Origin of the sequence: Agrococcus sp. DT81.2 (genome assembly GCF_049844935.1) — a bacterium.
In the GTDB taxonomy this organism is placed as follows: Bacteria; Actinomycetota; Actinomycetes; order Actinomycetales; family Microbacteriaceae; genus Agrococcus.
The window spans coordinates 1-12,247 of record NZ_JBNCLZ010000006.1 but is presented as its reverse complement, the minus strand read 5'-3'; the positions used below and the strand labels follow the sequence as shown (position 1 = coordinate 12,247).

Annotated in this window: 12 protein-coding genes and 1 tRNA gene; 8 read left to right on the top strand and 5 right to left on the bottom strand. The window is 72.7% G+C overall.

What is annotated here, in order from left to right; all coding sequences use genetic code 11:
* Positions 1–61: 61 nt before the first annotated feature.
* The 6 genes from ACLQ21_RS11895 (at position 62) to ACLQ21_RS11870 (ending at position 6,943) form a co-directional block, all read left to right on the top strand.
* Positions 62–385, top strand: a complete 324-nt coding sequence (locus tag ACLQ21_RS11895) for a hypothetical protein (protein ID WP_425663942.1) — start codon at positions 62–64, stop codon at positions 383–385.
* Positions 382–2,112 (top strand): helicase-associated domain-containing protein, encoded by a 1,731-nt coding sequence (locus ACLQ21_RS11890; RefSeq protein ID WP_425663940.1) that lies wholly within the window; start codon positions 382–384, stop codon positions 2,110–2,112. Before ACLQ21_RS11895 ends, ACLQ21_RS11890 begins: the two co-directional genes overlap by 4 nt.
* A 234-nt stretch (positions 2,113–2,346) precedes the next feature.
* Positions 2,347–4,002, top strand: coding sequence for a DNA repair helicase XPB (locus tag ACLQ21_RS11885; protein ID WP_425663938.1), 1,656 nt, complete (start codon positions 2,347–2,349; stop codon positions 4,000–4,002).
* 55 nt (positions 4,003–4,057) lie between these two features.
* Positions 4,058–4,753: a response regulator transcription factor gene (locus tag ACLQ21_RS11880; RefSeq protein WP_343918388.1), complete on the top strand. Its 696-nt coding sequence runs from the start codon at positions 4,058–4,060 to the stop codon at positions 4,751–4,753.
* Complete coding sequence (locus ACLQ21_RS11875) at positions 4,754–6,355, top strand: sensor histidine kinase (protein ID WP_425663936.1); 1,602 nt, start codon at positions 4,754–4,756, stop codon at positions 6,353–6,355.
* 297 nt (positions 6,356–6,652) lie between these two features.
* Positions 6,653–6,943: a WXG100 family type VII secretion target gene (locus ACLQ21_RS11870; protein WP_425663934.1), complete on the top strand. Its 291-nt coding sequence runs from the start codon at positions 6,653–6,655 to the stop codon at positions 6,941–6,943.
* Between the two features lie 133 nt (positions 6,944–7,076).
* On the opposite strand, the gene groL is transcribed toward ACLQ21_RS11870, so the two are convergent.
* From groL to ACLQ21_RS11855, 3 genes are all read right to left on the bottom strand, one after another.
* Positions 7,077–8,696: a chaperonin GroEL gene (gene groL, locus ACLQ21_RS11865; protein ID WP_425663933.1), complete on the bottom strand. Its 1,620-nt coding sequence runs from the start codon at positions 8,694–8,696 to the stop codon at positions 7,077–7,079.
* A gap of 132 nt (positions 8,697–8,828) precedes the next feature.
* Positions 8,829–9,428, bottom strand: coding sequence for a LytR C-terminal domain-containing protein (locus ACLQ21_RS11860; RefSeq protein WP_425663931.1), 600 nt, complete (start codon positions 9,426–9,428; stop codon positions 8,829–8,831).
* Positions 9,425–9,805 (bottom strand): DUF3263 domain-containing protein, encoded by a 381-nt coding sequence (locus tag ACLQ21_RS11855; RefSeq protein ID WP_425663929.1) that lies wholly within the window; start codon positions 9,803–9,805, stop codon positions 9,425–9,427. The genes ACLQ21_RS11860 and ACLQ21_RS11855 overlap by 4 nt, the downstream gene beginning before the upstream one ends.
* Positions 9,806–9,878: 73 nt before the next feature.
* On the opposite strand from ACLQ21_RS11855, the gene msrB reads away from it, so the two are divergent.
* Positions 9,879–10,280 carry a peptide-methionine (R)-S-oxide reductase MsrB gene (gene msrB / locus ACLQ21_RS11850; RefSeq protein WP_425663927.1) on the top strand — a complete coding sequence of 134 codons (402 nt, stop codon included), beginning with the start codon at positions 9,879–9,881 and terminating at the stop codon, positions 10,278–10,280.
* A gap of 121 nt (positions 10,281–10,401) precedes the next feature.
* On the opposite strand, the gene ACLQ21_RS11845 is transcribed toward msrB, so the two are convergent.
* Together ACLQ21_RS11845 and ACLQ21_RS11840 are read right to left on the bottom strand one after the other, a co-directional pair.
* On the bottom strand, positions 10,402–11,352 hold the full coding sequence (locus ACLQ21_RS11845; protein WP_425663925.1) for a DMT family transporter: 951 nt from the start codon (positions 11,350–11,352) through the stop codon (positions 10,402–10,404).
* Complete coding sequence (locus ACLQ21_RS11840; protein ID WP_425663923.1) at positions 11,349–11,873, bottom strand: GNAT family N-acetyltransferase; 525 nt, start codon at positions 11,871–11,873, stop codon at positions 11,349–11,351. Before ACLQ21_RS11840 ends, ACLQ21_RS11845 begins: the two co-directional genes overlap by 4 nt.
* Before the next feature lie 46 nt (positions 11,874–11,919).
* Here ACLQ21_RS11840 and ACLQ21_RS11835 point away from each other — a divergent pair.
* Positions 11,920–11,991, top strand: a tRNA-Thr gene (locus ACLQ21_RS11835).
* Positions 11,992–12,247: the final 256 nt, after the last annotated feature.

Genomic DNA, 12,247 nt, shown 5'->3' with positions numbered 1-12,247 from the left:
GCCGCACGCCCCCAGCGTAGTGCGCGGCGTGCTGAGCCCCGACCGGGGATATCCTGGTCGGATGCCGAAGGCCAGCAGGAACCCGACGCAGCGGCCCAGGTCGCGCGAGCGCTCGGAGGCGCAGCGCTCGATCGAGCCGCGGACCGGCAGGGACGTGGCCGAGCGCATCCTCTCGATCGGCGTCGTCGCCTTCGTCGCGATCGCCGTGCTCGGCTTCGCCGCGACCATGCTGCACATCGGCCTGCGCGACACCGTGCCGCTGTTCGCCTCGGTCGCGTGGCAGTACGCCTACTGGCTGCCGCTGCTGGCGCTGCCTGCCGCCATCGTCTGCCTCGTCGCGCTCGTGCTCGTCAGCGCGGCCGGCAAGGCGCGCAGGCGCCGATGAACGTCGTCGAGCTCGCCGCACGCATCCAGGCGATGTCGGACGACGCGCTCGACCGGCTCGTCGTCGAGCGGCAGGTGCCCGCGCAGCTCGGCTCGACGTTCGACCTCGCCGAGCATCTGCTGACGGATGCGTCGATCGCGCAGGCGCTCCGGTGGCGGTCGGCGACAGAGCTCGCCACGCTCGCCGCCGGCACGTCGACGCCGCGGCTCGACGCACTGCTGCTCGGTGCCGACGGCGTCGCGGTGCCGCAGGTGCGGGTGCTCGCCGCCGAGGCCGAGGCCGAGGCGCCGGATGCGCTGCCCGCGCCGGTGGAGAGCCCGATCGCCCCGCAGATGGCCATCGACGAGGCCATCAAGGTGTCGGAGCTCGTGCACCGCATCGCCGACGCTCCCATCACGCTCCGCAGCCGATCGCAGCTGCCGGCCGCGACCGCCCGCGCCCTCGCCGCCGCGATCGATGCGGAGCCGGGCCAGCTCGAGGAGCGGCTGGAGCCCGCCATGCTCGCCGGTGTCATCGACCGCCACGACGGCCGGCTGCGCGCGACGGTCGACGCCGACGCCTGGCTCGCCTCCCCCGTGCCCGACCGATGGTTCGCACTCGCGAGCGCCTGGCTCGCGGCGACGCCCGACCTCGAAGCGGTCGCGGGCTTCTCTCGCGCGCAGTTCCCGCTCGCCGACGCCGCGGTGCTCGCCGAGCGCGAGCGCCAGCACCGGCAGGCGGAGCGCCTCGGGCTCGCGCACCGCGGCACGCTCACGACGCTCGCCGCCGACCTGCGCGACGACCTCGAGGCCGCCGGTGGCGACGGCTCCGGTGCGGACGGCGGGAGCGGCTTGGACGGCGTGACCGGCGCGGGCGGCGTGGACGGCGGCACCGCCCGCGCGGCGCTCGCCGAGCACGTGCCGCCCGCCACCGCATCCGTCTACCTGCAGCCCGACCTCTCGGCCGTCGCCCCGGGCCCGCTCGAGGCGACCGTCGAGACGCGGCTGCGCCGCATCGCCTCGCTCGAGCGCGCGGGCATCGCCTCGCAGTGGCGCGTGACCGCGCAGAGCGTCGCGACCGGCCTCGCCGCGGGCGAGACGGCCGAGGACCTGCTCGCGTTCCTCGGCGACATCTCGCTCACCGGGCTGCCGCAGCCGGTCGCCTACCTCGTGCGCGACACCGCCGCCCGCTTCGGGGCGCTGCGCGTGCGCGCCGTCGACCCGGTCGCCGAGGGCGGCGCCCGCTCGCAGGCGCGCAGCGCCGACGAGCAGATGATCCGCACGATCGCCGTCGACCGCGCGCTCGCGAACGCCGGCCCGCTGCAGACGGGGCCGCACCGCATCACCTTCCGCACGAGTGCCGAGGAGGCGCTCGAGGCGCTGCTCGAGGAGCGCTACCCCGCGGTGCTCGAGGACGACGCCGGTGAGCTGGTCGTGCGCGTGCCCGACCGCGCGCCGCGCCGCGAGCGCGAGCGGCACCGGCTCGTGGCGCGACTGCGCGACGCGGGCTTCGAAGTGGGTGAGCAGGAGCGCGCCTGGCTCGAGCGGCAGCTGCTCACCGCCGTGCGCGAGCGCGTGCCCGTGCGCCTCACGGTCACGACGAGCGGCGAGCCCGTCGACATCGAGCTCATCCCGCTCGCGGTCGCGAACGGCCGGCTGCGCGCCCGCGACGCGAACCGCGATGTCGAGCGCACGCTGCCGCTCAGCGCGATCACGAAGGTCGCAGGGCTCGGCGTCTCGACCGGCTGAGCTCCCCCGGCCCGGCCGCCGCCCCGGGAGAACGGCAGCTCGGCCCCATAGTGCGGCTGCGCAGGCGCTCCAGCGGGGCGACGGCAGAGAGTGCAGCGCCGCGCACCCCGGCCCGGCCGCCGCCCCGGGAGCGCGGCACCGCACCCGCACAGTGCGGCCCGTCGCCCGCTACTGCGGGATGCCGGCACGCGGACGGCTCCCGCACCGTCGCCCGCGAGAGTAGGCTTGCAGGCTATGTCGCTCCCAGGTCCCCTGATCGTGCAGTCCGATCGCACCGTGCTGCTCGAGGTGGCTCACCCCGATGCGATGGCGGCCCGGCAGGCGCTGCAGGTCTTCGCCGAGCTCGAGCGCGCGCCCGAGCACATCCACACCTACCGCGTCACGCGGCTGGGGCTGTGGAACGCGCGCGCCGCGGGCCACACCGCCGACGAGATCATCGGCACGCTCGACCTGCACGCGAAGTTCCCCGTCCCCGCGGGCGTGGCCCAGGACATCCGCGAGACGATCGGCCGGTACGGCCGCCTCGTGATCGAGCGGGACGACGAGGGCCTCGTGCTGCGCAGCCAGGACCGCCCGGTGCTCGAGGAGGTGCGGCGCTCGCGCAAGATCGCGCCGCTGCTCGGGGGCCCGACGGCCGACGGCATCCGCGTCGTCGACTGGGCGCGCGGCGAGCTGAAGCAGGAGCTCGTGAAGCTCGGCTGGCCCGCCGAGGACCTCGCGGGTTACACGCCCGGCACCCCGCTCGAGATCGACCTCGTCGAGGACGGCTGGAGCATGCGGCCGTACCAGCAGGATGCGGTGACGCACTTCGCCGACGCCGGCTCGGGTGTCGTCGTGCTCCCGTGCGGCGCGGGCAAGACGATCGTCGGCGCCGCGGCCATGGCCGCGACCGACACCACCACGCTCATCCTCGTCACCAACACCGTGTCGGCGCGCCAGTGGCGCAGCGAGCTGCTCGCCCGCACGAGCCTCACGCCCGACGACATCGGCGAGTACTCCGGGCACAGCAAGGAGATCAAGCCGGTCACGATCGCGACCTACCAGATCCTCACCGTCAAGCGCGGCGGCGAGTACGCGCACCTGGGCGTTCTCGACGCGCTCGACTGGGGCCTCATCGTCTACGACGAGGTGCACCTGCTGCCCGCGCCCGTGTTCAAGCTCACCGCCGACCTGCAGGCACGCCGCCGCCTCGGCCTCACCGCGACGCTCGTGCGCGAGGACGGCCGCGAGTCCGACGTCTTCAGCCTCATCGGCCCCAAGCGCTTCGACGCGCCCTGGAAGGAGATCGAGGCGCAGGGCTTCATCGCTCCCGCCGAGTGCTTCGAGGTGCGCATCACGCTCGAGGAGGACGAGCGGCTCGAGTACGCCGCCTCCGGCGATCGCGACCGCTACCGGATCGCCGCGTCGAGCCCGCGGAAGATCCCGACCGTCCGCCGCATCCTCGAGGAGCACCCCGACGAGCCGACGCTCGTGATCGGGCAGTACCTCGACCAGCTCGACGAGCTCTCCGCGGCCCTCGACGCGCCCCTCATCACCGGCGAGACGCCCGTGTCGGAGCGCGAGGAGCTGTTCCAGGCCTTCCGGGACGGCGTCGAGCGCGTGCTCGTGGTGTCGAAGGTGGCGAACTTCTCGGTCGACCTGCCCGACGCATCCCTCGCCGTGCAGGTGTCGGGCTCGTTCGGGTCGCGCCAGGAGGAGGCGCAGCGGCTCGGCCGGCTGCTGCGCCCGAAGGGCGGGCGCACGGCGAGCTTCTACACGATCGTCGCGCGCGACACCGTCGACCAGGAGTTCGCGCTCGGCCGGCAGCGCTTCCTCGCCGAGCAGGGCTACGCGTACACGATCCTGGACGAGCACGAGCTCGGCATCGCCGACCACGCCGCCGCCAGTTGATCCGCTGGCGGCTGATACTCAGGGACCGTACAGGCAACGGTCAGAGACTGAGCGCATGACTGAGCCCAACGCCAAGATCCTTGTCGTCGACGACGAGCCGCACATCCGCGACCTCCTCTCCACCAGCCTCCGCTTCGCCGGCTTCGACGTGCGCGCCGTCGGCGCGGGCGCGGCGGCGATCTCCGCGGTGCTCGAGGACGAGCCCGACCTCATCCTGCTCGACGTGATGCTCCCCGACATCAACGGCTTCGGCGTGACCAAGCGGCTTCGCGCATCCGGCTTCACGTCGCCCATCCTCTTCCTCACCGCCAAGGACGACACCGACGACAAGATCACCGGGCTCACGGTCGGCGGCGACGACTACGTCACCAAGCCGTTCTCGCTCGACGAGATCATCGCCCGCATCAAGGCGATCCTGCGACGCACGATGGCCGAGACGGACGACGCGACGATCCACGTCGGCGAGCTCGCGATGAACCAGGACACGCACGAGGTGACCGTCGGCGGCGAGGAGATCGAGCTCTCCCCCACCGAGTTCAAGCTGCTGCGCTACCTCATGCTCAACGCCAACCGCGTGCTGTCGAAGGCGCAGATCCTCGACCACGTGTGGGAGTACGACTTCAACGGCGACGTCGGCATCGTCGAGTCGTACATCTCGTACCTGCGGCGCAAGATCGACGACGGCGCGGCCGAGCCGATGATCGTCACGAAGCGCGGCTTCGGCTACATGCTGAAGTCGCCGAAGGCGTAGGTGGCGGGCCCGCTCGCACGCCTGCTCGGCCGCACCACGCTGGCCGGGCGCATCAGCGCACTCATCGTCGTCGTCATGACGCTCGGGCTGGCGCTCGCGGGCATCGGCACACTCAGCATCATCCGCGATGCGCAGGTCGCCGACGCCGACGTCGAGCTCGAGCAGGCGATGCGCGCGTTCACGAGCGAGCCCATCACGCGCACGGACGCACCCGAGCAGTGCGACCTCGCGCAGCGCATGCCCAACACCTACTACCTCGGCGTCGCGGATGCGGCCGGCACGGTGCTGTGCGACAACAAGCTGCCCGGGCCGGCCAACCCCGACCTCTCGGGTCTGTCGCTCGGCACCGTTGCGCAGGAGGACTCGGCGTTCACGCTCTCGTCGATCGACGGGCAGACGCGCTGGCGCACGCTCGTCGCCCCGTCGACGGTGGAGGACACCGGCGAGCTGCTCCTCTCGGTCGTGGCGGTCAACATGTCGTCGCTCGAGGCGACGACGACGACGTTCACGCTCGTGTTCACCGGCTTCTCGATGCTCGCGATCGTGCTCGGCGCTGCGCTGACGCGCATCCTCGCCGTCTCGACGCTGCGCGGGCTGCGCAAGGTCGCGGCGCAGGCGCAGCGCTTCGCCGACGGCGACTACGACACCCGCCTGACCACCGAGCACCCGCACACCGAGGTGGGCTCGCTGCAGCGGTCGCTCAACACGATGCTCGACCGGATCGAGGCGGCGATCGAGCAGCGCGACGCCTCGGTCGCGCAGATGCGGCAGTTCGTCGGCGACGCGAGCCACGAGCTGCGCACCCCGCTCGTGTCGGTGCGCGGTTACGCCGAGCTCTACCGGATGGGCGCGATCTCGCGGCCGGAGGACGTCGCGAACGCGATGGAGCGCATCGAGGGCGAGGCCAAGCGCATGGCGCGGCTCGTCGAGGACCTGCTGCAGCTCGCGCGGCTGGACGAGCGCCGGCCGCTCGACCTGCAGCCGCTCGACCTCGTGCCGCTCGTCAACGACGCCGCGAGCGACACCCGGGTGGGCGCGACCGACCGGCAGGTCGCGGTGCTGCCGGTGGCGGCGGATGCGATCGGCCCGGTCGCGGGCGCCGCCGACGACGCGCCCTCGAGCGGCGTCTTCACGCCGCCCCCGCTCACGCCGCCCGCGATCGTGCTCGGCGACGAGCACGCGCTGCGCCAGGTCATCTCGAACCTCATCGGCAACGCGCTGCGCTACACGCCCGAGGGCACGCCGATCGAGCTCGGTGTCGGCGTCTCCACTCGCCGTCGCGAGGCGGTCGTGCTCGTCATCGACCACGGCGACGGCGTGCCCGAGGAGCTGCGCGAGCGCGTCTTCCAGCGCTTCTTCCGGGCGGAGGGCTCGCGCGCGCGAGAGCTCGGCGGTTCCGGGCTGGGGCTCGCGATCGTCGCGGGCATCGTGCGCGCCCACAGCGGGCGCGTCGACGTCGTCGAGACGCCCGGCGGCGGCGCGACGTTCCGCATCGCCATCCCGCTCGCCGACGACGCAGCCGTGATGACGCTCTCGCAGCGGCTGCGGCCCGACGCGACGGCGTCCGGCGATTCGCAGGCCGTCGTCCGCGGCCTCGCCTGAGCGGCGCATCCCCCTCCGCCGGTTGAGCCGCTCCGCGCCGAAGGCGCAGAGCGAGTCGAAACCACCCCAGCCGCGGCTCGGCCTCGACACGCTCAGCGCGCTGCGCGCGCGGAGCGGCTCGACCAGCGGGAAGAGCGGCTCGGCCTCGACGCGCTCCGCGCGCGGAGCGGCTCGACCAACGGAAAGCGCGGCACGACCGCGTCCGATCCACAGGCCGGCGTCGGCGGCCTCGCCGGAGCCGCGCATCCGCCTACCTTCTCCCCGTGCGCGGATGCGCCGCGCGGGAGAGAGGGGATCATGAGCAGGTACGTCGTCGACGCGGACGCCATCCACGGCGCTCACATCGGGGTGCGCGGCACCGCCTCGCGCGTGCAGTCGGAGGTGGCCTCGATGCACGCCCAGCTGCAGGCGCTGCAGGACTCCTGGAGCGGGCAGGCGTCCGTCGCGTTCCAGGGGCTCGTGCAGGACTGGCGCGCCACGCAGCTGCGGGTCGAGGAGTCGCTCGCGAGCATCAACGAGGCGCTCGCCGCCGCGGGCCGCCAGTACGACGAGGTGGAGCAGGGGAACACGAGGCTGTTCGCGGCGTAGCGCCCCTCCCCACCCGCTGGTCGAGTAGCACGCGGCGGAGCCGCGCGCGTATCGAGACCAAGGACCGCAGCAGCCGGAGGGACGGCAAAGGGCCCCAGCATTACTGCTGGGGCCCTCCGCTGTGTAGGACTGCTTAGAAGTCCATGCCACCCGTGGGGTCAGCCGGCATGGCCGGCGACTTCTCGGGCTTGTCGGCGACGACGGCCTCGGTCGTGAGGAAGAGGCCGGCGATCGACGCGGCGTTGGCCAGCGCAGAGCGCGTGACCTTCACCGGGTCGGCGATGCCCGCAGCGAGCATGTCGACGTACTCGCCCGTCGCTGCGTTGAGGCCCCAGCCCACCTCGAGGCCGCGGACCTTCTCGGCCACGACGCCCGGCTCGAGACCGGCGTTGAGCGCGATCTGCTTGAGCGGCGCGTCGACGGCCACGCGCACGATGTTCGCGCCCGTCGCCTCGTCACCCGTGAGCTCGAGGCCCTCGAACGCGGTCTTCGCGGCCTGGATGAGCGCGACGCCACCACCGGCGACGATGCCCTCCTCGACGGCAGCCTTCGCGTTGCGGACGGCGTCCTCGATGCGGTGCTTGCGCTCCTTGAGCTCAACCTCGGTCGCCGCACCCGCCTTGATGACGGCCACGCCGCCGGCGAGCTTCGCGAGGCGCTCCTGGAGCTTCTCGCGGTCGTAGTCGCTGTCGGTGTTCTCGATCTCCTGGCGGATCTGGCGCACGCGGCCGGCGATGGCCTCGGCCTCACCCGCACCCTCGACGATGGTCGTCTCGTCCTTCGTGATGACGACCTTGCGTGCACGACCCAGCAGGTCGAGCGTCGCGTTCTCGAGCTTGAGGCCGACCTCCTCGGAGATGACCTGGCCGCCCGTGAGGATCGCCATGTCGGCGAGCATCGCCTTGCGGCGGTCGCCGAAGCCGGGAGCCTTGACGGCGACCGACTTGAAGATGCCGCGGATCTTGTTGACGACGAGCGTCGCAAGCGCCTCGCCCTCGACGTCCTCGGCGATGATGACGAGCTGCTTGCCCGACTGGATCACCTTGTCGACGACCGGGAGGAGGTCCTTGATGTTCGAGATCTTCGAGTTGACGATCAGGATGTACGGGTCCTCGAAGACCGTCTCCTGGCGCTCGGGGTCCGTCACGAAGTACTGCGACAGGAAGCCCTTGTCGAAGCGCATGCCCTCGGTCAGCTCGAGCTCGGTGCCGAAGGTGTTCGACTCCTCGACGGTGACGACGCCCTCCTTGCCGACCTTGTCGATGGCCTCGGCGATGAGCGCGCCGATCTCCTCGTCCGCGGCCGAGATCGAGGCGGTGGCAGCGATCTCCTCCTTGGTCTCGACCTCCTTCGCGTTCGCGAGCAGCTGCTGGCTCACCGCGGCGGTGGCCTTCTCGATGCCGCGCTTGAGGCTGATGGGGTCGGCGCCAGCGGCGACGTTGCGGAGGCCCTCGCGGACCAGCGCCTGAGCGAGGACGGTGGCCGTCGTCGTGCCGTCACCGGCGACGTCGTCGGTCTTCTTCGCGACCTCCTTGACGAGCTCGGCGCCGATCTTCTCGAAGGGCTCCTCGAGCTCGATCTCCTTGGCGATCGAGACGCCGTCGTTCGTGATGGTGGGGGCGCCCCACTTCTTCTCGAGCACGACGTTGCGGCCGCGCGGGCCGAGGGTCACCTTCACCGCGTCGGCGAGCGTGTTGAGTCCACGCTCCAGCCCGCGGCGGGCCTCCTCGTTGAATGCGATCATCTTTGCCATTGCAGTCTTCGTCCCTCCTGGACGCTGTGGACGTTCAATTGGCACTCCAGCAGAGGGAGTGCCAGGCCCAAGTCTGGCACTCGGCACCCACGAGTGCAAGCCGCAGCGGGACGGCGGCGCGGTGGATGCGCGTCAGGGCGCGGAGGGCGTCGGCGCGTGCTCGATGTCGCCGTCGTCGTTCGGCTCTGCGCTCGGCACCGCGCCCGGCGCATCCGTGCCGAGCACGATGGTGATCGGCGAGCCCGAGACGCGGCCGTCGGACTGCCGAGCCTCGCCGACGCCGAGCTGCTGCGCGAGCCCGCGGGCGACCGGCGCGAGCGCTGGCTCGTCGAACCAGACGACGGTGCGCTCGCCCACCTCGGTGGCGGATGCGGTGGCGACGACGTCCCAGCCCGCGTCCGACAGCGCCTGGCCGACGCCCGCCGCGACGGAGAGCTCGCCCGTGCCGTCCAGCACGGTGATGCTCGCGTCGAGGGAAGGGTCGATCTGCGCGGGATCGGTGACGACGGGCGGCTGCTCCGTCGCCGAGGGCTCGGGCAGGGGCTCGACCCGCAGGCGGTCGAGCAGGAAGAGCCCGACGGCCGTCAGCACGATCGCCGCGGCGAGCGCACCCAGCAGGATCGCCCAGCGGGGCCAGCGCGTGACGGAGCCGGATCGGTGCGCGCCGACGCGGTTGGTGACGGAGCGCTGCGTGCCGGAGCGTCGCGTGCCGGAGGGCTGGTCGCGGCTCATGCGCCGTCGCGCAGTCGCAGCAGCCGGCGCACGAGCATGGGGTCGTGGTGCAGCGCCTCGGGCGTCTCGAGCGCGGCGTCGAGCACCTGGTAGTAGCGGGTCGTCGACCAGCCGAACTCGGCGCGGATGGCGCGCGCCTTCGCCCCGCCGTGGCTCGTCCAGCCCGCCTCGAACTCGAGCACGGTGCGGATGCGCTCAGCTCGGGCCCGTGCGAGGTCGTCGCGACCCGCGCGGTCGGCGCCGGCCGACGCATCCGTCGTGTCGGTGGCCGCGGGCACGATGTCGAGCGCATCGCCTGCCGCCTCCGCCGCCGCGAATGCGAGGGCGGCGGCCTCGTCGGCGGTGCCCTGCCTGCGGATGCGCGGCTCGGTCGGCATGGCTCCGATCCTAGGCGGCGGCCCATGTTCTGCCCGCCGCGAAACGCGAGCGAGCGCGGCGTAGCATCGTGGCATGACCGATCGAATCGAACGCTCCGACTCAGAGTGGCGCGAGGCCCTCGCCCCCGACGCCTACAGGGTGCTGCGCGAGGCGGGCACGGAGCGCCCGTGGACCGGCGCGCTGCTCGATGAGCAGCGCCAAGGCGTCTACGCGTGCGGCGCGTGCGGCAACGAGCTGTTCCGCGACGAGACGAAGTTCGACGCCGGCTGCGGCTGGCCGAGCTTCTACGAGACCGTCCGCGAGGACGCCGTCGAGCTCATCGAGGACCGCTCGCTCGGGATGGTGCGCACCGAGGTGCGCTGCGCGAAGTGCGGCAGCCACCTGGGCCACCTCTTCGACGACGCCCCGCAGACGCCGACGGGCGACCGCTTCTGCATGAACTCCGTCGCGCTGAGCTTCACGCCCGAGTCCTGACGCGCGGCGGCGCATCCGCCTGCGAGCGCTCGGCGACTCGCCCTCTCCGAAGGGGACCTCATCCACCGTTCGGGACCCGGTGCACCGGGTCCCCTTCGGTGGATGAGGTCCCCTTCGGCGGTCAGCCGCGGCCGGCCGACGCGCTGCGGGCCGCCGCACGCCGGGGGCGGCGGATCGCCGAGACGGCCACCGCCACGATCGTCAGCGCCGCGCCCAGCAGCGACCAGATCGTCACGGCGTGGCCCGCCGGGAACGCGATGTCGAGCAGCACCGAGGCGATGACCTGCCCGCAGATCACGCCGAGCCCCATGGTGAGCACGCCCAGGTGGTGCACGGCGACCGACATGAGCGCGACGAACAGGATGCCGAGCACACCGCCCACGTAGAGCCATGGCTCACCGGGCAGCGGCTGCGAGCGCACGCCCGCCACGGTCAGCACCAGCACCATCAGGCCGAGCGCGGCCGTGCCCACCAGGAAGTTCGACACCGCCTGCGCGATCGCCGACCCCGAGTGCCGCTGCACGAGGCCGCCCATCGCCTGCTGCAGCGACTGCAGCAGGCCGGCGACGAAGGGCAGCACGATGAGCCAGGCGCCGTCGAGCTCACCCGTGCCGACGAGCGCCAGGCCGACGGCGGTCAACCCGAGCAGGGCGCCGATGACCCGTGGCGGCGTGATGGGCTTCTTCGCCAGGCCGCCGAGGCCCATGCGATCGACGGCCAGCCCGCTCGTCGTCTGCCCGGCGACCACGCCGACGGTGAAGACCGCGACGCCCAGGGTGCCGACGACGAGGCCCTGCGTGGCGACGAGGAACGCGCCCAGCAGACCGGTGGTGGCGTACCACCACGGCATGGAGCCATCGCGGATGACGCCGACCAGGCGTCCCACGCCGGCGCGGGAGCCGGGCGAGACCGCGAGGAGCCCCGCGAGCACGACGGAGCCGACGGCGAACGAGACGAAGGCGGCGAGCATGCCGTGATCGAGGCGCGCACCGAGCTCGCCGTTGATGCGGCCCTGCAGCGCGAGGGCGCTTCCGGCGGCGATCGACGTGAGCAGCCAGAGGAACGCCCTCATGAGATCTCCAAGGGCGCCAAGTCGGGCGCCGGGTCGGTAGCGAGGCGGGCAAGCCGGACGACGTCGAAGCGCTCTTCGCGGCCTCGGTCGTCGAGGTAGCGGAGGCGCTGCCGCTCGATGCCCTCGCGCAGGTAGCCGGCGCGCTCGGCGACGGCGATGGATGCGGGATTGTTCGCCCTCGCGCCAAGCTCGAGCCGGTGCAGGCCGTCGTCGAACAGCGCCCGCGACAGCGAGTCGAGCGCACGGGCGGCGAGGCCCCGGCCGCGCGCTCCGGGCGCCAGCCAGTACGACAGCCAGGCCGTGCCGTGCCGTGGATCGCGCGAGGCGGCCATGACGCATCCGACCGCCGTGCCGTCGACGTCGATCGCGAGCGCCTCGTCGGCGATGGTGGCCAGGTGCTCGCGCGCCTCGTCGAGCGTGCGGATGGGCGGCGCCTGCCGGTGCAGGTCTGCGGATGCCTCGAAGGCCGCGAGCACGGCGGCCGCGTCGCGCTCGGGACTCCAGGGACGCAGTCGGGGCACTGAGCAAGCCTAGAATGGCTTGGCGCCTCGGCCGAACCGAGGTCTCGCCTCCTTAGCTCAGTGGTAGAGCAACGCTCTTGTAAAGCGTAGGTCGTCAGTTCAATCCTGACAGGGGGCTCTTGACCGGGCTGCGCGCAGGGCGAGGCCGGTTTCGACACGGTCAGGGCGCTGCGCGCCCGGACCGGCTCAACCAGCGGAAAAGGGAACCGCCCGGGCCGACTCAAACAGCGGGAGCGGGTCGCTGCGCCTCTTCCTCCGTGGGTTGAGCCGCTCGGCTTCCTCCGTGGGTTGAGCCGCTCCGCGCGCGCAGCGCGGCGGTTTCCAGGGTCTAGTGCAACGCGGTGTCTTCTGTCGGGGTTGAGAGTAGCCGGGCG

Coding starts and splice junctions, on each gene's coding strand:
- ACLQ21_RS11895 (WP_425663942.1), top strand. CDS start 62: ATGCCGAAGGCCAGCAGGAACCCGACGCAGCGGCCCAGGTCGCGCGAG.
- ACLQ21_RS11890 (WP_425663940.1), top strand. CDS start 382: ATGAACGTCGTCGAGCTCGCCGCACGCATCCAGGCGATGTCGGACGAC.
- ACLQ21_RS11885 (WP_425663938.1), top strand. CDS start 2,347: ATGTCGCTCCCAGGTCCCCTGATCGTGCAGTCCGATCGCACCGTGCTG.
- ACLQ21_RS11880 (WP_343918388.1), top strand. CDS start 4,058: ATGACTGAGCCCAACGCCAAGATCCTTGTCGTCGACGACGAGCCGCAC.
- ACLQ21_RS11870 (WP_425663934.1), top strand. CDS start 6,653: ATGAGCAGGTACGTCGTCGACGCGGACGCCATCCACGGCGCTCACATC.
- groL (WP_425663933.1), bottom strand. CDS start 8,696: ATGGCAAAGATGATCGCATTCAACGAGGAGGCCCGCCGCGGGCTGGAG.
- ACLQ21_RS11860 (WP_425663931.1), bottom strand. CDS start 9,428: ATGAGCCGCGACCAGCCCTCCGGCACGCGACGCTCCGGCACGCAGCGC.
- ACLQ21_RS11855 (WP_425663929.1), bottom strand. CDS start 9,805: ATGCCGACCGAGCCGCGCATCCGCAGGCAGGGCACCGCCGACGAGGCC.
- msrB (WP_425663927.1), top strand. CDS start 9,879: ATGACCGATCGAATCGAACGCTCCGACTCAGAGTGGCGCGAGGCCCTC.
- ACLQ21_RS11845 (WP_425663925.1), bottom strand. CDS start 11,352: ATGAGGGCGTTCCTCTGGCTGCTCACGTCGATCGCCGCCGGAAGCGCC.